This is a genomic window from Aeromonas sp. S11(2024), assembly GCF_041402345.1.
GTDB lineage: Bacteria > Pseudomonadota > Gammaproteobacteria > Enterobacterales > Aeromonadaceae > Aeromonas > Aeromonas veronii.
Map to the genome: position 1 here is coordinate 150,503 of NZ_JBGLRC010000002.1, position 21,026 is coordinate 171,528.

Consider the following 21,026-nt stretch of genomic DNA (forward strand, 5'->3'; position numbering starts at 1 on the left):
ATCCCGCCCCATCCGATGGGAAACGGGAGTGACCATGATATAATCCGCCGCCCTGACGCAAACGCTGCGCGCCGGAATACAGGAGAGACTCATTGCAAGGCCAAGAATTGCATGCCTTTATCATCGACAAGATCGATGACATGAAAGGCCGCGACATCATCACCCTCGATGTTCGCGGCAAATCCAGCATTACTGACACCATGATCATCTGTTCCGGCAACTCCAGTCGTCACGTCAGCGCCATTGCCCACCATCTGGCCAGCGAGGCCCGCCACGCGGGTCTGGATCTGCTGAGCGTGGAAGGACAACTGAGCGGTGAATGGGTGCTGGTAGATATGGGCTCGGTGATCGTGCATGTGATGCAGGATGAACATCGTGACTTCTACCAACTGGAAAAGCTGTGGAGCGGTGCCGCTCAAATGAATACGCAATAAGAGCACAAGTGTAACGACCATGAAGATCCAGTTGATTGCGGTGGGCACCAAGATGCCCGCCTGGGTAGAGCATGGCTTCGAAGAGTATCGTCGCCGCTTCCCCAAAGACATGCCGTTTGAACTCGTCGAGATCGGCGCAGGCAAACGGGGCAAAAATGCCGACATTCCCCGCATCCTGCAGAAGGAAGGGGAAGCCATGCTGGCGGCTGCGGGGCGTTCGCGCATCGTCACCCTCGACATTCCGGGCAAGCCCTGGACCACGGAGCAGCTGGCTACCCAGCTGGAGGCGTGGAAACTCGATGGCCGCGATGTCGCGCTGCTGGTAGGCGGGCCGGAAGGCTTGTCCCCCGAGTGCAAGGCTGCCGCTGAACAGAGCTGGTCACTGTCACCGCTCACCCTGCCCCATCCACTGGTACGGGTGCTGGTGGCAGAGAGCCTCTATCGGGCCTGGAGCATCACCACCAATCATCCGTATCATAGAGAGTGAGCCATGCGTCTCTGGAGTCTCACCTCTCATATTCACCCCTATCACAGAGAGTGAACAATGCAGTTCCTGCTCTTATTGCCCCCAAGGGTCTTGAGGTAAAGGCATGCTGAAACAACGCATCGAAATGCGCGATCACAGTGCCGAGGGCAATCTGTTCTTCCGGCGCACCCTGGTAGCCTACATCGGTATCGTCGTGCTGATGCTGGTGCTGCTGGGCAATCTCTATTATCTGCAGGTCGAGTCCTACGACACCTACCAGACTCGCTCCAACTCCAACCGTATCCGCGTGGTACCGGTGGCGCCACCACGGGGCCTCATCTATGACGCCAACGGCGTGCTGCTGGCGGAAAACCGCCCGGTCTACAGTCTGGAAATTGTGCCGGAAGAGACCAAAGATCTCGAAAAAACCGCCGACCAGCTGATCACCCTGCTGGGTCTGCCGGAGGGCACCAAGGAGAAGTTCCTCGCCGAAGTGAAGCGCCAGCGCCGCTTCAAGCCGGTCCCCCTCTACGAGAAGCTGACCGAATATCAGGTGGCCCTCTTCTCGGTCAATCAGCATAACTACCCGGGCGCCAGCATCGAGGCCTACCTCAAGCGCTACTACCCGTTTGGTGACACCCTCACCCACGCTTTGGGCTATGTGGCCAAGATCAATACCCGTGACGTGGAGCGCCTCGAGAAGGAAGAAAAACTCGCCAACTATGCAGCCACCAAGGATATCGGCAAGCAGGGGGTGGAGAAGTATTACGAGGATGAGCTGCACGGTGTGGCGGGCTATCAGGAGGTCGAGGTGAACAACCGCGGCCGGATTGTCCGTACCCTCAAGTTCCAGCCGCCTATTCCCGGCAAGGATATCTACCTCAATATCGACGTCCGGATGCAGCTCAAGGCCCAGCAACTGCTGGCCGGCCAGCGCGGCGCCATCGTGATGATGGACCCGAGAACCGGCGCCATCATCGCCATGGAGTCGAGCCCCAGCTATGACCCCAACCTGTTCGTGACCGGCATCTCCAGCGCCAACTACTCGGCGCTGCTCAACGATCCGGCGCGGCCGCTGGTGAACCGCACCACTCAGGGCATTTATGCCCCCGCCTCCACCGTCAAACCCATGATGTCGGTAATGGGGCTCAACGAGGGGGCCATTACCCCGGGCTACCGCTATTTCGGCGGCCCGAGCTTCTCCATTCCCGGCACCACCAAGAAGTTTCGCGACTGGCGCCGCTGGGGTCATGGCTGGCTCGACGTCTATCGCGCCATCGAGGTCTCGGCAGATACCTATTTCTACGATCTCGCCTATCGTGTCGGCATCGACAAGATCCACAGCTACATGACCAAGTTCGGCTTCGGTCAGTACAGTGGCGTCGACCTCTATGAAGAGACCAAGGGGGTCATGCCGTCCCGTGACTGGAAAATGGCCCGTTGGCGCCAGCCCTGGTATCAGGGGGACACCATCTCCATCGGTATCGGTCAGGGTTACTGGAGCGCCACGCCAATCCAGCTGGCCAAGGCGATTAGCATCCTGACCCAGAATGGCCACGATGTGACCCCGCACCTGCTCAAGAGCACCGCCTCTCAAGCGGGAGTGGTCGATGCTCCGATCAACCCGAACATGGCGCTCAAAACCAAGAGCGACAGCTACTGGCAGGTGGCGCGTGAGGGGATGTGGCGAGTGATCAACGGCCACGAGGGTACCGGCCGTCGCGCTTTTGCCAACACCCCCTATGTGGCGGCAGGCAAGTCCGGCACCGCCCAGGTGGTCAACATGAAAGAGAATCAGGTCTACAACGCCAAAGCCATGAAAGTGGAGCACCGCGACAATGCCCTGTTTGTCGCCTTTGCTCCCTATGAAACCCCCAAGGCAGTCGTAGCTCTGGTGCTGGAGAACGCCGGTGGTGGCAGTACCAATGCGGCCCCCGTTGCTCGCCAGATGCTGGATGCCTATCTGCTGCCCCCTGATCCGCAACTGCCACCGGCACCGGAAAAGCCGTCCCAACCGAGTGAGGTCGCTCCCAATGAGTAATTCTGCCCGCCAGCAGAGCATCTGGTACAAGCTGCATATCGACTTGCCCCTGCTGCTCGGTCTGCTGGCCGTGATGACCCTCTCCATGGTGGTGCTCTACTCCGCCTCCGGTCAGGATATGGACTCCATCGTGCGCCAGCTGGTGCGCGGCGGTCTCGCCTTTGCTCTGATGATCGGCCTGGCCCAGCTGCCCCCCTCCCTCTACGCCCGCTGGTCGGTGCCGCTGTTCGCCGTGGTGGTGCTGATGCTGATTGCGGTGGACGTATTCGGCCATATCGGCAAGGGGGCCCAGCGCTGGCTCGATCTGGGCTTTATGAAGTTCCAGCCCTCCGAGGTGATGAAGCTCTCCATGCCGATCATGGTGGCCGCCTGGCTCAGTCGCCACTCGCTGCCACCCAAGTTCAGCCATGTGGTGATCGCCCTCATCATGGTGCTGCTGCCCACCCTGCTGATCGCCGCCCAGCCTGACCTTGGCACCTCCATTCTGGTGGCCGCCTCCGGCTTCTTCGTCATCTTCCTGGCGGGGCTCAGCTGGTGGCTGATCGGCTTGGCGGTCCTGCTGATGCTGGCCTTTATGCCGGTGCTCTGGTTCTTCCTGATGCACGACTACCAGCGCCAGCGAGTGCTGATGCTGCTCGACCCGGAGAAAGACCCGCTCGGCCGCGGCTACCACATCATCCAGTCCAAGATTGCCATCGGCTCCGGCGGCGTCTTTGGCAAGGGGTGGTTGCAAGGGACCCAGTCCCAGCTGGAGTTCCTGCCCGAGCGCCATACTGACTTCATCTTCGCGGTATTCAGCGAGGAGTTCGGTCTGGTAGGGGTTGCCCTGCTGCTGGTGCTCTACCTCTACGTCATCAGCCGCTGCCTGTTTATCTCGATGCAGGCCCAGAACAGCTTCGAGCGACTGCTGGGTGGCGCCATCACCCTCACCTTCTTCGTCTATGTGTTCGTCAACATGGGCATGGTGAGCGGCATCTTGCCGGTGGTGGGGGTGCCCCTGCCGCTGGTGAGCTATGGCGGCACCTCCATGGTGACCCTGATGGCCGGATTCGGTATCCTGATGTCCATCCAGACTCATAGAAGACTGCTCGCCTGATGAGACGGGTTGGATTGCTGCTCTCGCTCGCCACCACGATGGCGACCGCCGCCGTGGCGCCGGATCGGTTGGCCCTGCTCGCCGACCAGCAGCAGGTGCCGCTGGCGGAGCTGCAGGCTGCCGTCGCCCGCGCTCAGTTACGGCAGGAGGTGCTCGACACCATCAGCAAGCCGTGGGAGGCCAAACCCTGGCATCGCTACCGGCCGCTGTTCGTTACCCCGGATCGCATCCGTGATGGCCAGCAGTTCTGGCAGCAACATGCCCAGACGCTGGCCCGCGCTGAGCAGACCTATCGGGTGCCCGCCTCGCTCATCGTGGCCATCATAGGGGTCGAGACCTTCTACGGTCGCCAGATGGGCCATCATCCGGTGCTCGATAGCCTATACACCCTGGGGTTCCACTACCCGGAACGCAGCGACTTCTTTGCCAAGGAGTTTGCCCAGCTGGTGGTGCTGGCCAAAGAGGAAGGGTGGCAACTCGATGCCCTCAAGGGCTCCTATGCCGGCGCCATGGGGATGGGGCAGTTCATGCCCTCCAGCTATCGCCACTACGCCGTCGATTTTGACGGGGATGGCAAGCGGGATCTGTTTGCCAACCCGGTCGATGCCATCGGCAGCGTGGCCAACTATTTTGCCAGCCACCAGTGGCGCTGGGGTGAATCCGTGGTGGAACCGGCCCAGATCGGGTTGATGGCAGTCGAACCTCTACTCAGGCCTGAGCCCGAGTTAACACAACAGTGGTCAGAACTGGCGGCGGCAGGGATTGAGCTCGCCACGCCGCTGGCCCCACAGACGCCGGTCAAGTTGCTGGCGTTTGCCCAAGCCGATGGACCGGAATACTGGGTCGCACGGCATAACTTTTATGTGATCACCCGTTACAATCGCAGCCCACTCTATGCGATGGCGGTGTATCAACTTAGCCAAGCCATTCAGGAAGCGTATGCATCTTCGTCACAAACTCCTCCCGCTCAGCCTGAGCTTGTTGCTGGCCGCCTGTAGCAGCCAGCCGGAACAGAGCGCCCCCATCGAGCCGCAAGCACCGGTCAGCAAACCACCCGTTATCGAGATCCCGCAAGCCACCGGCGCCATTCCGCGCCCCGAGCCCCTGAGTGCCAGCGGCAACCGGGACTACTGGATCGGCAAGCAGAAGCACGAGGTGTGGCGCGACATCAAACACTACAGCGAAGAGGGCACCGCCAGCTGGTTGTCGCCGGATCTGGACGGCCAGAAGACCGCCAACGGCGATGTGCTGGACAGCAAGCTGTTCAGTGCCGCCCACCGCAACCTGCCCATCCCTAGCTATGTGCGGGTCACCAATCTGGACAACGGGCTGGAGACCATAGTGCGGATCAACGACCGCGGCCCGTTCAACAGCCCGCGCCTGATCGACCTCTCCTACGCAGCGGCCAAGCAGCTGGAGATGGTCGATAGCGGTGAGGCCCGAGTACGGCTGGAGCTGATCAGCGACACCCCGGATCAGATGGTGATCATGGAGCCGATGAAGCCCATCGAAATGACTCCAACCACTCCGGCTGCGGCCTCCAACACGCTGTCGCAAGATGGCTTCCTGGGTGAACCGACCGCACTGGCGATGGCCACTCCCGCTGCCGAACCCGCTCCCGTCAAGGCACCCGCCGCCAAGCCCGCCAAAGCAGCACCTGTCAAGCCAGCACCAGCCAAGGCTGCAGCGCCCGCCAGCAGTGGGGATGGCAAGATGATCCAGGTACTGGCCAGCGGCTCCCGGGATCGGGCCGAGGCAATGGGCAAGGTGATGACCCAGCGTTACGGCGTGCCCTACCGGATCGATGCCCATGGCGCCATTTTCCGGGTGCTGATTGGCCCGGTCGCCGCCGACCAGCAGACAAGTGTGCTGGAAAAAGTACGTCAGGGCGGACTGGAACAGGCCTTTATCGTGCCCTGATCGCCCCCTTTTGCCGCGGATGTGACTAACCGCTTACTCACTGTCATCACGTCGTTTTATGGCGTGATGACAGGGAGTGATGGATAAAAAACCAGTTCTGATTGCCATCTCGGGCTATAACCTGCGGGCGCATCTGGTATAGTTAGGCCCGCATTTTATCCCCATCTGGCTCGCAGGAATTTCAAGATGTCCAAATTTGCCCGTTCAGTTCTTCTGGCCTCACTGATCAGCGTAACCGCCCAGGCCAATACGCCGGTGCCGACACCGACCCCGAATGCCATGCCCATGGTGGTTCCCGCCGCGCCGGAGATCTCCGCCAAGGCCCATATTCTGATCGACTACTACTCAGGTCAGGTGCTGGCCGAGCAGAACGCCGAAGAGCGTCTGCCGCCCGCCAGTCTGACCAAGATGATGACCTCCTACATCATCGGCCAGGAGCTGCTGAAGGGGAACATCAAGCGCACCGATATGGTGACCATCAGCCAGAACGCCTGGTCCAAGAACTACTCTGACTCCTCCAAGATGTTTATCGAGGTGGGCAAGCAGGTCTCCGTCGATGATCTCAACAAGGGCATCATCATCCAGTCCGGCAACGATGCCTGCGTCGCCATGGCCGAGTTCCTGGCGGGCAGCACCGACTCCTTCGCCAGCCTGATGAACAGCTGGGCCGCCAAGCTCGGCATGAACGACAGCCACTTCATGAACCCGCACGGTCTGGATGCGGAAGGTCACTACAGTACCGCTCACGACATGGCCCGTCTGGGTCAGGCGCTGATCCGCGACCTGCCGGAGGAGTACAAGATCTACTCCCAGAAATCCTTCGTGTTCAACGGCATCACCCAGCACAACCGCAACCGCCTGCTGTGGGATCAATCCCTGCAAGTGGATGGCATCAAGACCGGCCACGTCAGCCAGGTCGGCTATAACCTGGTCTCCTCTGCCACCAACAACGAAGGCATGCGCCTGATCGCCGTGGTACTGGGCGCCAGCAGCGAAGCCTCCCGCGCCGCCGAGAGCAAAAAACTGCTCACCTACGGCTTCCGCTTCTTCCAAAGCCTGACCCCGTACAAGGCAGGCACCGAGCTGGTCACCCAGAAGATCTGGATGGGCGACAAACCGGAAGTGAAACTGGGCGTCGATAAAGATGTCTCCGTGCTGGTCACCCGCGGTCAGGGCAACAACCTGAAGGCTGATTTCCAGCTCGACAGCGAGCTGAAAGCGCCGCTGGCCAAGGGTCAGCGCGTCGGTACCGTGTTCCTGAAACAGGGTGACAAAGAGATCAAGCAGGTGCCGCTGGTAGCCCTGGAAGAGGTGCAGGAAGGTGGCTTGATGAGCCGTCTGTGGGACTATCTGGTACTGCTGGTCACCAGCTGGTTCAAGTAATCCAACGCACAATCCTCACCAAACAGCGGCGCCAACAGGCGCCGCTGCTGTCTGTGACCGGCAAAGGCAGTGAATAACCCTGTAAACTGCAGGTTCCGCCTCACCCTGATTTGTGGTAAAAAGCAGCACTTCCATCCTTGTCTGACCGATCCTGGCCTTGATCCCGGTCCGGGCAGCGCCCATATAGTTATGAGCCGTGCCCATATAGACTTGAAATGGCGGCCTCCACGGGCCATCGGCCACTAGCCATCCAAGATGAAGTCATCCCGGTGATGACGCAAAAGGTGAGTAAATGAATACCAAGTTTGATGAACTGCTGGAATTTCCCTGCAAATTCCCGTTCAAGGTACTCGGCGTTGCCGACCCGGCACTGCCGGAAATGGTGGTTGAAGTGCTGCAGCAGCACGCCCCCGGCACCTACAGCCCGACCGTCCAGCCCAGCTCCAAGGGCAACTACCACTCGGTCCGCGTGACCGTGACTGCCCAGAGCAAAGAGCACATCGAAGCGATGTACCACGCCCTTGGCAAGATCGAGCTGGTGAAATACGTACTGTAATTTCTCTCTCGCCCCGTTCTGCGGGGCGACTGTTTTTGGCCGCAGCACGCCGCGAGGACGCCATGTCATCCCAGATCCCCGCCCAGTCCAGCCTGATTGTCAGGCAGCTGGGTCGCCGCCCCTACCAGCCGGTATGGGACGCCATGAAAGCCTTCACCGACAACCGCACCAGCGACACCCCGGACGAGTTCTGGGTGGTCGAGCACGATCCCGTCTACACCCAGGGCCAGGCCGGCAAGGCCGAACACCTGCTCAATCCGGGCAATATCCCGGTGGTGCAGAGCGATCGCGGCGGTCAGGTGACCTATCACGGCCCGGGCCAGCTGGTGCTCTACGTACTGGTGGATGTCCGCCGCTGCAAATTCTCGGTTCGCGAGCTGGTGACCGCGCTGGAGACAGCCATCATCAACACCCTCGCGAAAAGCGATATCCAGGCCTATGCCAAGGCCGATGCCCCCGGGGTCTATGTGAAAAATGACCTTGGCATGGAGGCAAAACTGGCCTCGCTGGGTCTGCGCATCCGCAAGGGGTGCTCGTTCCACGGGCTGGCCCTCAATATCAACATGGACATGACCCCCTTCCTGCACATCAATCCGTGCGGCTATGCGGGCATGGCCATGACCCAGACCAGCGCCCTGGGCGGCCCGCAGAGCGTGGCCGAGGCGCAATCCATTCTGGTGGCCGAGCTGGCCCGCCTGATTGGCTATCAAACAATAACAAACACCGAGAGTGAATCATGAGCAAACCCGTTCGTATGGAGCCGGGCGTCAAGCTGCGCGATGGCGACAAGATGGCCCTGATCCCGGTGAAATTCATGCCGGATCCCAACGAAGAACTCCTTCGCAAGCCGGACTGGATGCGGATCAAGCTGCCCCCCTCCAGCCAGAAGATCGAACACATCAAGAGCACCTTGCGCAAGAACAAGCTGCACTCGGTGTGTGAAGAGGCCTCCTGCCCCAACTTGGCGGAGTGCTTCAACCACGGCACCGCCACCTTCATGATCATGGGCGCCATCTGCACCCGTCGCTGCCCCTTCTGCGACGTGGCCCACGGCCGCCCGCTGGCACTCGATCCAGAAGAGCCGAAGAAGCTGGCACTGACCATCAAGGAGATGAACCTCAAGTATGTGGTGATCACCTCGGTGGACCGCGACGATCTGCGCGACGGCGGTGCCCAGCACTTCGCCGACTGCATCCGCGAGATCCGCGAGCACAGCCCGCAGACCCGCATCGAGATCCTGACTCCGGACTTCCGTGGCCGGATGGAGCAGGCGCTGGAGGTGTTCCGCGAAACCCCGCCGGATGTCTTCAACCACAACCTGGAAACCGCGCCGCGCATGTATCGCGTCGCCCGCCCGGGTGCCGACTACAAGTGGTCGCTGGAGCTGCTGCGCCGCATCAAAGAGATGCACCCCCACGTACCGACCAAGTCCGGTCTGATGATGGGCCTTGGCGAGACCAACGAAGAGATCGTCGAGGTGCTCAAGGATCTGCGCGCCCACGGCGTCAACATGCTGACCCTGGGTCAGTATCTGCAGCCGAGCCGCCACCACCTGCCGGTCAAGCGCTACGTGCCGCCCGCAGAGTTTGACGAGCTGAAAGATGTCGCCATGGAGCTGGGCTTTACCCACGCCGCCTGCGGTCCTTTCGTTCGCTCCTCCTACCATGCTGATCTGCAAGCCAAGGGCGAAGAGGTCAAATGATCTCGTACGACAGGGAGGCCAAATAACTTCCTCCCTCGCAATGAAAAAGAGCGCCTATTGGCGCTCTTTTTGTTGGTATCACTGACCGTTGCGGCTTGATCTACTTCAGTAGCCGTGGTCGAAGATTCCCTGCTGATGCCAGCGTTGCAGCTGGGCCAGCACCCGGGTCTCTCGCGCCGTCCACTGGGGACAGGGTCCCGCCAGCTGAGTCTTGTTGGTCTGCAGCGCTTCGTCGAGGGCAAACCAGCCGGGCACGAAGCCAAGGCGGATCTCGTAGGGCTGCGGCTGCGGGGCCACCAGCTGATCGCCAATCCGGCACAAGTAGTAGAGCGAGCGGATACAGTAGGCATCGAACCCCGGCTCGCGGGCGGCACGATATTCACGGGTCTCGCCAAGCAAGCCCCCCACTTCCCGCAGCTCGGCACCGCACTCCTCCAGCAGCTCGCGAGCGAGCGCCACATGGTGGCTCTCCCCCGCTTCAATGCCGCCCCCGGGGAACATCAGATCGCCGTTGACCCGGGAGTGAACCAGCAGCAGCTCGTCGCCACGGGGCACCACGGCGCGCACCGTGAGGCGCTCCAGAGTACGGCCATCGGTAAGTACCTCGCCATGAACGAAAGAGAGATCGAACGGATTGGGCCAGCAGCTGGCCGGAGAGAACGTCGTCATCACTGCCTCAGGGCCGGTAGTTGCCATGCTTGAGCTGCTCGACAATTTCGGCAGCCCGCACATCGTAACCATCCTGCTCAGTCTTGCTCAGGGAGTGATAGATGCCAAAACGCTTGGCAGAGACCTCTGGCGCATCCTGAAACGATTCGCTCACCTTGCCCCACAGATAGGCCAACCCGTACTGTTTCTGGCCCATATAGAGGGTGCTGAGGGAGGTGAGCAGGCGGCTGTTTATCTTGTCCCCCTCCTGATAGAGGGAGAGCCCGTGCTGCAGGGTGGCAATGGCCTTTTCCGGGTCGCTCTTGGCGTAGATACCGCCGAGCGCCAGTTGCAGCTCGGGTTCATCCAGCGCCTTGGTGCCTTCCAGAGCCATAAACTGCTGGCGAGCCAGCTCGTTGGTGTTGTTGGTCCAGTGCCAGAGCAACAGGTAGGGATCTTGTGAATTGCGAGTCGCCGCATCGAGCTGGGCCAGCTGATCCCCGGCCGCCAGCATGCCCTCGACCCTTGGACTCTTCTGCTCGCGGGCATTCTTGTATTCAATGCTGGTGGAGCGCTCGGCACATTTGAGATAGCGCTCAAGGTTGCGCATCAGCTCGTACTTGCGCCGATCCGTCCCCTCCTCCTTGAGATAGAAGCGACTGCGGATCACATCGGTACGCTCGTAGCGACACCAGCCATCGTCCACCAGATCCTGGCAGAGCTCGGGATGATTGCCACAGATGTTGTGGATCCGGTCGTCATTGCAGCCAGCCACGGCAAGGCCGACTGAAAGCATGATGGAGGTCTGTCGCAGGGGGAAATTGGCCATGGTTCACATCTTGTTGGTAACGCGGGTTGGTAACAACTGGCGCCTTTACGGGCCACCTCCGGCTAGCAAACCGGTTACATATCCATTACAATGCGCGCGCCATATAAGGCCGCGATTGCAGAATAATATAACGAAATATACACCCCTACACTGATCTGCATTCGACGAATTTTCTATTTACACCAACAACGTGAAATAAAGGATCTGGTCAATGACCCACGAGCACTACTTGCAAGCGTGGCAGGAGAGCCAGGAGCTCGCCGAAGCCATGCAGCCCTTGATTGGTCGCCTCTACCGACAACAAGGGGTCGAGATCACCCTCTACGGCCGCCCGCTGCAAAACGCCTCCACCATCGATATCCTCAAGGCCCACCGGGTCGTCCGCCGCCACCAGGGCGCCCCCCTCCCCATCCAGCAAAGCTTCCCCCTGCTTCAGGCCATCGTTGCCCTCAAACCCACCGCCGCCGAGGTTGACCTTGGCAAGCTAGCAGTCGGCTACTGGCAGGATCATCAGGATGAAGCGGGGATCGAGGACTATCTGCAAGCGCGACTGGCACCGGCCCTTGGCCGCAGCCAGATGCCGCAGCCGACCGACGTGGTGCTCTACGGCTTTGGCCGTATCGGCCGCCTGCTGGCCCGCCTGCTGATCGAGCGCACCGGCGCTGCCAATCCGCTGCGTCTGCGCGCCATCGTGGTACGCGGTGGTCGCGACGGAGATCTGGAGAAACGTGCCAGCCTGCTGCGCCGCGACTCGGTGCACGGCCCCTTCAATGGCTCCATCGAGGTGGATGTGGAGCGCAGCGCCATCATCGCCAACGGCACCTTCATTCAGGTGATCTACGCCAATAGCCCGGCCGACATCGACTACACAGCCTACGGCATTCACGATGCGTTGATCGTCGACAACACCGGCGTCTGGCGTGACGAGGCAGGCCTCTCCGAGCACCTGAAAGCGCGCGGTGCTGGCAAGGTGCTGCTGACCGCTCCCGGCAAGGGGGAGATGAAGAACGTGGTGTTCGGGGTCAACCATGAGGTGATAGGCCCGGATGACAGGATCATCTCCGCCGCCTCCTGTACCACCAACGCCATCACCCCGGTGCTCAAGGTAATGCAGGAGCGGTTCGGCATCCGCCACGGCCACGTGGAGACGGTCCACTCCTACACCAACGATCAGAACCTCATCGACAACTACCACAAAGGCGAGCGCCGCGGTCGCAGCGCGGCCCTCAATATGGTGATGACCAGCACCGGCGCCGCCAAGGCAGTGGCCAAGGCGCTGCCCGAACTCAAGGGCAAGCTGACCGGCAACGCCATCCGGGTGCCGACCCCCAATGTGTCGCTGGCGATTATCAATCTGTCGCTGGAGCAGGCCACCGATCGGGAGAGCCTCAACGCCTATCTGCAGCAGATGGCGCTAAGCTCGGCCCTGCACCGCCAGATCGACTTCAGCGCCAGTACCGAGCTGGTCTCCTCCGACATGGTAGGTTCCCGTTATGCGGGCATCGTCGACTCCCAGGCGACCATCGCCGAGGGGGATCACTGTGTGCTCTACGTATGGTATGACAACGAATTCGGGTACAGTTGTCAGGTAGTGCGGGTGATGGAGCAGATGGCTGGCGTAGTCCGCCAGGATCTGCCTGCATAGCCCGCCAGGATCTGCCGGGCTGACCCCGAAGTTTATGGCTCAATAGTTCAAGGAGAAGGCCGGATGTCGTTTCAACAGGGTGAGTTTTTGCAAGCAATCAGGCAGATGCCCGAAGAGGTGTACGAGCGGCTCAAAACCGCAGTCGAGCTGGGCAAGTGGCCCGATGGCAAGCCCCTCACCGACGAGCAGAAGGCCACCTCCCTGCAAGCCGTGATGGCCTGGCAGGCGATGCATCTCGACAACCCGGAGCATATGAACATCGGCCGCGACGGCGAGATCGTGATGAAGAGCAAGAGCGAGCTCAAGCGTCAGTATCGCGACGAGGAAGAGATAGTGCGGGTCGACCTCAACCACTGAACCTGACCCGGCAGGCCGCTCGCAGCGGCCACAACAGAGAGGGGAGCCATGATGGCTCCCCTCTTTTTCCACTCTCCCCATGGTGGGGAGGTCAGAAGCTGTTCACGACCTGTAGCGAGAAGACGTCAGCAAGGTGAAGAGCCGCGCAGGACCCGGAGCGTATAGATATACGTGAGGATTCCGAGCAGCACATGAGCCTTGATCACGGCTTCGCAGTAAGGTCGCGGACAGTTTCTCAGGGAGTCAGCTCCCCGCGCAGGGACTGCTGCATCAACTCGCGAATACGGTGGGATGGCAAGTCCTGGCTCAGCAGGAAGTGCAGCTTGGTGAGCGCCGCTTCGGCGGTCATGTCAAAGCCCGAGATCACCCCGGCCCGCGACAGGGCATTGCCGGTGGCATAACCCCCCATATTGACTTTGCCGTGCAAGCACTGGCTCAGGTTGACGATGATGACGCCGCGGGCCGAGGCCTCGGAGAGCAGCGCCAGCATGGCCGGGTTTTGCGGCGCATTGCCGACCCCGAACGAGAGCAGGATCAGCGCCTTCACCGGCTGTTGCAGGATATTGGCGATCACCTCGCTGGAGATCCCCGGATAGAGGGTCACCACGCCGATGGGCTGGGGGGTGATGTCATGCAGCACCAGCGGCCGCTCGGACGGCACGCCCAGCTCGCCCGCCTCCAGCGAAATGGCGATCCCGGCATTGAGCAGCGGCGGATAGTTGGGCGAATCGAAGGCGTGGAAGCCATCGGCGTGCACCTTCTTGCTGCGGTTGCCGCGATAGAGCTGGTTGTTGAAGAACAGCGTCACCTCGTGGATCGGGTAGTTGGCCGCGATATAGAGGGCGTTGAGCAGGTTCTGCTGACCGTCGGAGCGCAACTCGGCCAGCGGGATCTGGGAGCCGGTGATGATGACCGGCTTGTGCAGATCTTCCAGCATGAAAGAGAGCGCCGAGGCGGTGAACGACATGGTGTCGGTGCCATGCAGGATCACGAAGCCATCGTATTTCTCGTAGTTGTCGCGAATGTCCTCGGCGATACGCTGCCAGTCCACCGGGGTCATGTCGGAGGAGTCGATGAGGGGCGCATATTCGTGGATATGGTAATCCGGCATCTCGGGGCGGTGGAACTCGGGCATCCGCGCCAGACAGTCTTCCATAAAGCCCGCCATCGGCACGTAGCCGTGATCGGAACGCTGCATCCCAATGGTGCCGCCTGTGTAGGCAATGTAGATAGACTTCTTCACACCCTCTCCTCTTGATGAAGTGAACACCGCCAAAACATGAACCATGTCGGGGTGAACCACAATGTCAACGCCCGCCAGCGCCTCTGCGTGCAGCGGAAACCGGCGAATTATAGAGACTGGCGCCCCAAATGACAGCCGTTCCATGCACCCTTTTCGGCTTTTCTGCCCTCTACCTACATAGTGTTAAATGTCACAATAAACGACTAAAACGAGCATTAATACGACAAAGATGGAATTAAACGATGCTTTTTGCTACAATCCGCCGGATTTTACTAAAATCTCATCTGGATGCCTGAGCATTTCAGGCCCGCACAAGCCCCATCTTTCCTGGGGCGGGGAGATGTTTCCCCTTCTTTGCTGGCACATAAGCCACACTGTTTTCATCCCGGCTGAATCTGTAAGTCTTTTGCTATGAAAGACACAGCCAATCAACATGGGAGTACTGAATGTTACAACTTGATTCCTACGCAACGCTGGTCGCTGCCACTCTGGTATTGCTGCTTGGCCGGGTGTTGGTTACCCGAGTCGGGCTGCTGCGTACCTTCAACATCCCCAAACCGGTAGCCGGCGGCCTGGTGGTCGCGCTGGTACTGCTACTGCTGCGCTCCACCCTGCAGATGGAGCTGCAATTTGATACCAGTCTGCAAACCCCGCTGATGCTGGCCTTCTTCGCCTCCATCGGTCTTTCCGCCGATCTCGCCAGCCTGAAACGCGGCGGCAAGGCGGTGGTTACCTTCCTGATGGTGGTCACCGGCCTGCTGCTGGTACAAAACAGTCTGGGCGTAGGTCTGGCGACCCTGCTCGGTCTGGATCCCCACATGGGGCTGCTGGCCGGCTCCATCACTCTCTCCGGCGGCCACGGCACCGGGGCAGCCTGGAGTGCCACCTTCTCCGAGAAATACGGCGTGCAATCCGCCGCTGAGCTCGCCATCGCCTGTGCCACATTCGGTCTGGTGCTGGGCGGCCTGATCGGTGGTCCCGTCGCTCGCTATCTGGTGAAGAAAGTGCAGGTGCCCGGTGAGGAGCACAATCAGGATGAGGCCCCCCAGGGCTTCGAAATGCCCGATATGGAGCGCCCCCTCACCACTTTCAGCGTCATCGAGACGCTGGCGCTGATCGCCATCAGCCTCAAGGGCGGCGAGCTGCTCTCTGCTTCCCTCAAAGGAGGCGCCTTCGAGCTGCCGATCTTCGTCTGCGTGCTGTTTGTCGGCGTGTTACTGCGCAACGTCCTGACCCTGCTGAACTGGCATGAAGTGAGCGATCGCGAGGTCTCCCTGCTGGGCAACGTCAGCCTGTCGCTGTTCCTCGCCATGGCACTGATGAGCCTAAAACTGTGGGATCTGGCCAGCCTGGCGCTGCCCATCTTCATCCTGCTGGCCGCCCAGACAGTGGCAATGGCGCTCTACGCCATCTTCGTCACCTTCCGGGTGATGGGCAAAAATTACGATGCGGCCGTGCTGGCGGCAGGTCACTGCGGCTTTGGCCTCGGGGCCACCCCGACAGCCATCGCCAACATGCAGGCCATTACCCAGCGCTTCGGTCCCTCCCACCTGGCGTTTCTGGTGGTGCCCATGGTGGGCGCCTTCTTTATCGACATCATCAACGCCATGGTGATCAAGCTGTTTATGGCGATGCCATTCCTGTAATTCCCTTTCCGTCAGACGTATATGATCAGAGCCCACCTTTCGGTGGGCTCTTTGCTTGCTCTCTACTCGCCAGCTGACGCAGGCAGAGCCGGGGCTCGTATCCGGCACCAGGATGACCCGCGAGCAACCCGAACTACCCAGAATCCCCCGAACAACAAAAAGCCCCGCACTCGACAGAGGGCGGGGCTTGTTTATCTCAGCCGGAACAGGCCGTGAGTTGCACCTTACAGGATAAAGGTCGACACCTGCTGGTTAAGGTCAGCTGCACGCCCTTTGAGGCTGTGGGCCTGATCCAGATCGCGCATGGCGGCGGCGGTGATCTCGTCACTCACATCCTTGATGGCGGTGGTGTTCTGGGTGATCTCGCCGGTCACCTGAGTCTGCTCCTCGGCGGCGGTGGCGATCTGGCCCGCCATGTCGGAGATGAGGGAGATGGCGCTGGTGATCTCTTCCAGTGCGCGCACCGCCTGATCCGCATCCTGCACGCTGTTGTCTGCCAGCCCCTGACTGGTCTGCATCAGGCTCACCGCACGGGCGGTGGTCTGCTGCAAAGTCTCGATGGTGGACTGGATCTGCTGGGTGGAGTCCTGGGTACGGCGCGACAGCACCCGCACCTCGTCAGCAACCACCGCAAAACCACGCCCCTGCTCACCGGCGCGAGCCGCTTCGATGGCTGCGTTCAGCGCCAGCAGGTTGGTCTGCTCGGCAATCCCCTGAATGGTGGAGAGGATGCTGGTGATGGCCTGTGCGTGACGGCTCAGCTCGCCGATCACCTCGGTCGCCTGCCCCACCTCTTCGGCCAGACCATTGATGGACTGGCGGGTCTTGTTGACCAGCATCTTGCCCTGCTCACTGCTCTGGGCAGATTGCTGGGCAGCGGCGGCGGTGTTCTCGGCGTTACCGGCGATCTCCATGGTGGCGCTCGCCATCTCGGTGACCGCCGTGGCGACCATGGTCACCTCCTGCTGCTGACGCTGCAGCTCGTCCACCGCAGCCTGGTTGGTCACCAGACTGCGCTCGGCATCGGCGTTCAACTCGTTGGCCAGCTGGCGGATATTGCCGATCAGCTGATGCTGGCTGCCGACGAAACGGTTGAAGCTGTTGGCCAGTTGGCCCACTTCGTCGTTGGCGTCGATCTTGATGCGCTGAGTCAGATCACCGTTACCATCGGCAATGCGGGCCAACGCCTGGGATACCTTGGTGAGCGGGCCCAGCAGCATGCTGACCAGCCAGGAGATAGCGAGGATGCTGCCCACCAGCACCAGCAGCGCCATCCCCAGCTGGGTCATCAGCAGGGAGGAGAGCGGCGCTTCCAGCGCGGCCTTGTCCAGCACCAGCACCAGCTCCCAATCCGTGTCAGGGATATCAGCCGCCCACAGCAGCTTGTCGCGCCCTTCGTTGTCGAAGTAGGCCGGCACCAGGCTGTTGCTGGTCTTGCTCTGCTCGATCAGCGCATTGGTCAGATCGTTGTCGATCTCGCTGGCCGGTTTCATCGCCTTGGCGGCATCCTTGTAGGCGATGATGGTGCCATCCTTGTGCATCATGATGGCGAAACCGTCGGCAGGCAGCTGCATCTTGGTCACGTCTTCCACCAGCGAAGCGATGGAGAGGTCACCACCGACTACCCCGCCAGAAACCGGCTGGGCCAGGGTCACCACCATGATGTTGTAAGCCACGTCGAGATAGGGTTTGGTGACAATCAGGCCACCTTTGCTCATCGCCTCCTGATACCAGCCACGGGAACGCGGGTCGTAGCCATCGCGGTTGATGGAAGGATCGGAGTCATTCATCTTGCCGCTGCTCTCACCGAAATAGGTGAGCTGGAAACGGCCGGAAACTTGTGCCTGTTGCAAGGCATTGAGGGGTTCGGCACCGGCCTTGTTGCCGAGCGCCTGGATCACGTCGCGACGGGCGGCGAGCCAGTCGCTGACACGCTCGGCCTGCTGGGTACCCAGCCGTTGCAACTGCTCCTGGCTGCCTTGCAGCAACAGGGACTTCTGGCTGCTATAGCTCTGCCAGGAGAGCAACAAAATCACCAACGAAAGGGCGATCACCACTGACAACAGTATCTTCTGCTTGAGTGACAGGTTTTTCATCATGTGTTCTTCTTATTGAGGTGAGGAGCGGGTTTTCCCTAAATTGCACAACACTACACGTAGTCATTAGCGACCCGAATGGCCAAAACTGAACCTGAAAATGGGTCGGCGGGCGATATTTTCTACCGAGGTGGAGAAAAGTGCACCAGAAATTGACGGCATGAGCCGCACAAGCCAAGGCAACCCTGTTTATTCCTTCCACAATTGGCTAGAATATCCCGTTTTTAAATCACATCGACCCTGAGAGTTTTCACGATGTTCGAAGTTAATCCCGTATTAAATAAACTTAAGGAGCTGTCTGAGCGGACCGAGCTTCTTAGGGGGTACCTTTGACTATGACGCCAAGAAAGAGCGTCTAGAAGAGGTCAACGCCGAGCTGGAACAGCCGGACGTATGGAATGAGCCCGAGCGCGCACAGGCGCTGGGCAAAGAGCGCGTCGCGCTGGAAAACGTGGTCGGCACCATCGACACCCTGACCCAGGGCGTGGATGATGTCGAGATGCTGGTGAGCCTGGCCGTGGAAGGGGAAGACGAAGAGACCTTCAACGAAGCCATCGCCGAATCCGAACAACTGGAAGCCAAGCTGGTGGATCTCGAGTTCCGCCGCATGTTCTCCGGTCAGCACGACGGCTCCGACTGCTATATCGATATTCAATCCGGCTCCGGTGGTACCGAGGCACAGGATTGGGCCAACATGGTACTGCGCATGTACCTGCGCTGGGGCGATGCCCACGGCTACAAGCCCGAGCTGATTGAATGCTCCGAAGGCGACGTGGCTGGTATCAAATCCGCCACCATCAAGTTCACCGGCGAATATGCGTTCGGCTGGCTGCGTACCGAAACCGGCGTACACCGTCTGGTTCGCAAGTCTCCGTTCGATTCCGGTGGCCGCCGTCACACCTCCTTCTGTTCTGTGTTCGTCTACCCCGAGATCGACGACGATATCGATATCGAGATCAACCCGGCGGATCTGCGGATCGACGTCTACCGTGCCTCCGGTGCCGGTGGTCAGCACGTTAACCGAACCGAATCCGCGGTGCGTATTACCCACGTTCCGACCGGTGTCGTGGTACAGTGCCAGAACGACCGTTCCCAGCACAAAAACAAAGACCAGTGTATGAAGCAGCTGAAAGCCAAGCTCTACGAGCTGGAAATTCAGAAGCAGAACGCTGAGAAACAAGCCCTGGAAGAGACCAAGTCTGATATCGGTTGGGGCAGCCAGATCCGTTCCTATGTGCTGGATGACTCCCGTATCAAGGATCTGCGCACCGGCGTCGAAACCCGTAATACCCAATCGGTGCTCGACGGTGACTTGGACAAGTTTATCGAAGCCAGCCTGAAATCAGGTCTGTAAACAAGCAGGAATCACCATGTCTGAACAAACCATCACTCCGGAAGTCGACCAAACTCTCGAACTCAACAACGAGATGACCGAGCGTCGTTCCAAGCTGGCCGCCCTGCGCGCCCAGGGTAATCCTTTCCCCAACGACTTCCGTCGCGACAGCCTCTCTGGCGATCTGCACGCAGAGTTCGACGACAAAAGCGCCGAGGAGCTGACGAGCCTGGGTAAACGGGTGAAGATTGCCGGTCGCATCATGACCCGCCGGATCATGGGCAAGGCTTCTTTCGCCACCCTGCAGGACATGGCCGGCAAGATCCAGGTCTACGTCACCCGTGACGACCTGCCGGAAGGTTTCTACAACGAGCAGTTCAAGAAGTGGGATCTGGGCGACATCGTGGGTGTCGAAGGTACCCTGTTCAAGACCCAGACCGGTGAGCTCTCCGTTCACGTTTCCGATATCCGCCTGCTGACCAAGGCGCTGCGTCCGCTGCCCGAGAAGCACAAAGGCCTGACCGACCAGGAAGCTCGCTGCCGCCAGCGCTACTTGGATCTGATCGCCAACGAAGAGTCCCGCAAGACCTTCATGATCCGCACCCAGGTGGTTGCCGGTATCCGTAAATTCTTCAATGAAAAGCGCTTCATGGAAGTGGAAACCCCGATGATGCAAGTCATCCCGGGTGGTGCCTCCGCGCGTCCGTTCGTCACTCACCACAATGCGCTGGACATCGACATGTACCTGCGTATCGCTCCGGAGCTCTATCTGAAGCGTCTGGTGGTCGGTGGTTTCGAGCGTGTCTACGAGATCAACCGCAACTTCCGTAACGAAGGTATCTCGGTGCGTCACAACCCCGAGTTCACCATGATCGAGTTCTACATGGCCTACGCCGACTACATCGATCTGATGGACCTGACCGAAGAGCTGCTGCGCACCCTGGCGCAGGACATCCTGGGCGACACCAAGATCCGTTACGCCAAAGAGGGCGAAGAGGGCCTGACCATCGATTTCGGTCAGCCGTTCCAGCGCCTCACCATGGTCGAGTCCATCCTGAAGTTCAACCCGGACGTAACTCTGGACGATCTGGCTACCCTCGAGAGCGCCAAGGCCGTTGCCAAGCGTCTGCACATCGAGCTGATGAAGGGTTGGGAGCTGGGCCACGTGATCACCGCGATCTTCGAAGAGACCGTGGAGCACATGCTGCTGCAACCGACCTTCATCACCGAGTACCCGGCTGCCGTTTCTCCGCTGGCTCGTCGCAACGACGTGAACCCGGACGTAACCGACCGCTTCGAATTCTTCATCGGTGGCCGCGAGCTGGCCAACGGCTTCTCCGAGCTGAACGATGCAGAAGACCAGGCCAAGCGCTTCCAGGATCAGGTTGATCAGAAAGAAGCAGGCGACGACGAAGCCATGTTCTACGACGCCGACTTTGTCACCGCACTGGAACACGGCCTGCCGCCGACTGCCGGTCAGGGTATCGGTATCGACCGTCTGGTGATGCTGTTCACCAACAGCCACACCATCCGTGACGTCATTCTGTTCCCGGCCCTGCGTCCGCAGAAGTAAGGTTCATGCCCGCCGGGATCCATCCCGAGCGCGATAGCTTGAAAACGCCCCGCAACAG

Annotated in this window: 19 protein-coding genes; 15 read left to right on the plus strand and 4 right to left on the minus strand. The window is 60.2% G+C overall.

All coding sequences use genetic code 11. The features are described 5' to 3' along the window. Positions 1-92: 92 nt before the first annotated feature. From rsfS to lipA, 10 genes are all read left to right on the plus strand, one after another. Positions 93-434 carry a ribosome silencing factor gene (rsfS, locus tag ACB040_RS02525; protein ID WP_005335165.1) on the plus strand — a complete coding sequence of 114 codons (342 nt, stop codon included), beginning with the start codon at positions 93-95 and terminating at the stop codon, positions 432-434. 19 nt (positions 435-453) lie between these two features. Further along, entirely contained in the window at positions 454-921 is a 468-nt protein-coding gene (rlmH, locus tag ACB040_RS02530; RefSeq protein ID WP_005335166.1) for a 23S rRNA (pseudouridine(1915)-N(3))-methyltransferase RlmH, read from the plus strand. Positions 922-1,024: 103 nt separating this feature from the next. Next, entirely contained in the window at positions 1,025-2,941 is a 1,917-nt protein-coding gene (mrdA, locus tag ACB040_RS02535) for a penicillin-binding protein 2 (RefSeq protein WP_129503437.1), read from the plus strand. After that, entirely contained in the window at positions 2,934-4,037 is a 1,104-nt protein-coding gene (rodA, locus tag ACB040_RS02540; RefSeq protein WP_005335170.1) for a rod shape-determining protein RodA, read from the plus strand. The genes mrdA and rodA overlap by 8 nt, the downstream gene beginning before the upstream one ends. After that, a complete protein-coding gene (gene mltB, locus ACB040_RS02545) occupies positions 4,037-5,035 on the plus strand; it encodes a lytic murein transglycosylase B (protein WP_371153117.1) in 999 nt (332 codons plus the stop codon). The genes rodA and mltB overlap by 1 nt, the downstream gene beginning before the upstream one ends. Next, positions 4,977-5,957 (plus strand): septal ring lytic transglycosylase RlpA family protein, encoded by a 981-nt coding sequence (locus tag ACB040_RS02550; protein WP_371153119.1) that lies wholly within the window; start codon positions 4,977-4,979, stop codon positions 5,955-5,957. The genes mltB and ACB040_RS02550 overlap by 59 nt, the downstream gene beginning before the upstream one ends. 186 nt (positions 5,958-6,143) lie before the next feature. After that, on the plus strand, positions 6,144-7,340 hold the full coding sequence (locus ACB040_RS02555) for a D-alanyl-D-alanine carboxypeptidase family protein (RefSeq protein ID WP_005335176.1): 1,197 nt from the start codon (positions 6,144-6,146) through the stop codon (positions 7,338-7,340). A gap of 292 nt (positions 7,341-7,632) precedes the next feature. Next, entirely contained in the window at positions 7,633-7,896 is a 264-nt protein-coding gene (gene ybeD / locus ACB040_RS02560; RefSeq protein WP_005335178.1) for a DUF493 family protein YbeD, read from the plus strand. 62 nt (positions 7,897-7,958) lie between these two features. Next, positions 7,959-8,636 (plus strand): lipoyl(octanoyl) transferase LipB, encoded by a 678-nt coding sequence (lipB, locus tag ACB040_RS02565; protein WP_040066806.1) that lies wholly within the window; start codon positions 7,959-7,961, stop codon positions 8,634-8,636. Continuing rightward, positions 8,633-9,598: a lipoyl synthase gene (gene lipA, locus ACB040_RS02570; RefSeq protein ID WP_005335190.1), complete on the plus strand. Its 966-nt coding sequence runs from the start codon at positions 8,633-8,635 to the stop codon at positions 9,596-9,598. Before lipB ends, lipA begins: the two co-directional genes overlap by 4 nt. Before the next feature lie 105 nt (positions 9,599-9,703). Here lipA and ACB040_RS02575 read toward each other — a convergent pair whose 3' ends face one another. Further along, positions 9,704-10,267: an NUDIX domain-containing protein gene (locus ACB040_RS02575; protein ID WP_371153122.1), complete on the minus strand. Its 564-nt coding sequence runs from the start codon at positions 10,265-10,267 to the stop codon at positions 9,704-9,706. A 7-nt stretch (positions 10,268-10,274) separates the two neighbouring features. Next, on the minus strand, positions 10,275-11,075 hold the full coding sequence (locus tag ACB040_RS02580; RefSeq protein ID WP_371153124.1) for a DUF2989 domain-containing protein: 801 nt from the start codon (positions 11,073-11,075) through the stop codon (positions 10,275-10,277). Positions 11,076-11,286: 211 nt separating this feature from the next. Here ACB040_RS02580 and ACB040_RS02585 point away from each other — a divergent pair, with 211 nt between their 5' ends. Both ACB040_RS02585 and ACB040_RS02590 read left to right on the plus strand, forming a co-directional pair. Beyond that, positions 11,287-12,720, plus strand: a complete 1,434-nt coding sequence (locus ACB040_RS02585; RefSeq protein ID WP_021229728.1) for a glyceraldehyde-3-phosphate dehydrogenase — start codon at positions 11,287-11,289, stop codon at positions 12,718-12,720. Between the two features lie 63 nt (positions 12,721-12,783). Then, complete coding sequence (locus tag ACB040_RS02590; protein ID WP_005335194.1) at positions 12,784-13,077, plus strand: YeaC family protein; 294 nt, start codon at positions 12,784-12,786, stop codon at positions 13,075-13,077. 235 nt (positions 13,078-13,312) lie between these two features. Here ACB040_RS02590 and ansA read toward each other — a convergent pair whose 3' ends face one another. Beyond that, positions 13,313-14,320, minus strand: a complete 1,008-nt coding sequence (ansA, locus tag ACB040_RS02595) for an asparaginase (RefSeq protein WP_371153127.1) — start codon at positions 14,318-14,320, stop codon at positions 13,313-13,315. 446 nt (positions 14,321-14,766) lie between these two features. On the opposite strand from ansA, the gene gltS reads away from it, so the two are divergent. After that, positions 14,767-15,966 (plus strand): sodium/glutamate symporter, encoded by a 1,200-nt coding sequence (gene gltS, locus ACB040_RS02600; protein WP_005348115.1) that lies wholly within the window; start codon positions 14,767-14,769, stop codon positions 15,964-15,966. Between the two features lie 224 nt (positions 15,967-16,190). Here gltS and ACB040_RS02605 read toward each other — a convergent pair whose 3' ends face one another. Further along, positions 16,191-18,062 carry a methyl-accepting chemotaxis protein gene (locus ACB040_RS02605; RefSeq protein ID WP_371153215.1) on the minus strand — a complete coding sequence of 624 codons (1,872 nt, stop codon included), beginning with the start codon at positions 18,060-18,062 and terminating at the stop codon, positions 16,191-16,193. 255 nt (positions 18,063-18,317) lie between these two features. On the opposite strand from ACB040_RS02605, the gene prfB reads away from it, so the two are divergent. After that, a protein-coding gene (gene prfB / locus ACB040_RS02610) for a peptide chain release factor 2 (RefSeq protein ID WP_100645262.1) occupies positions 18,318-19,416 on the plus strand; the annotation gives its coding sequence in 2 pieces (ribosomal slippage) (positions 18,318-18,392 and positions 18,394-19,416; 1,098 coding nt in all). 16 nt (positions 19,417-19,432) lie between these two features. Further along, the gene (gene lysS, locus ACB040_RS02615) at positions 19,433-20,968 is read left to right on the plus strand and encodes a lysine--tRNA ligase (protein WP_005335201.1); all 1,536 of its coding nucleotides are present in this window, start codon (positions 19,433-19,435) and stop codon (positions 20,966-20,968) included. Positions 20,969-21,026 lie beyond the last annotated feature (58 nt).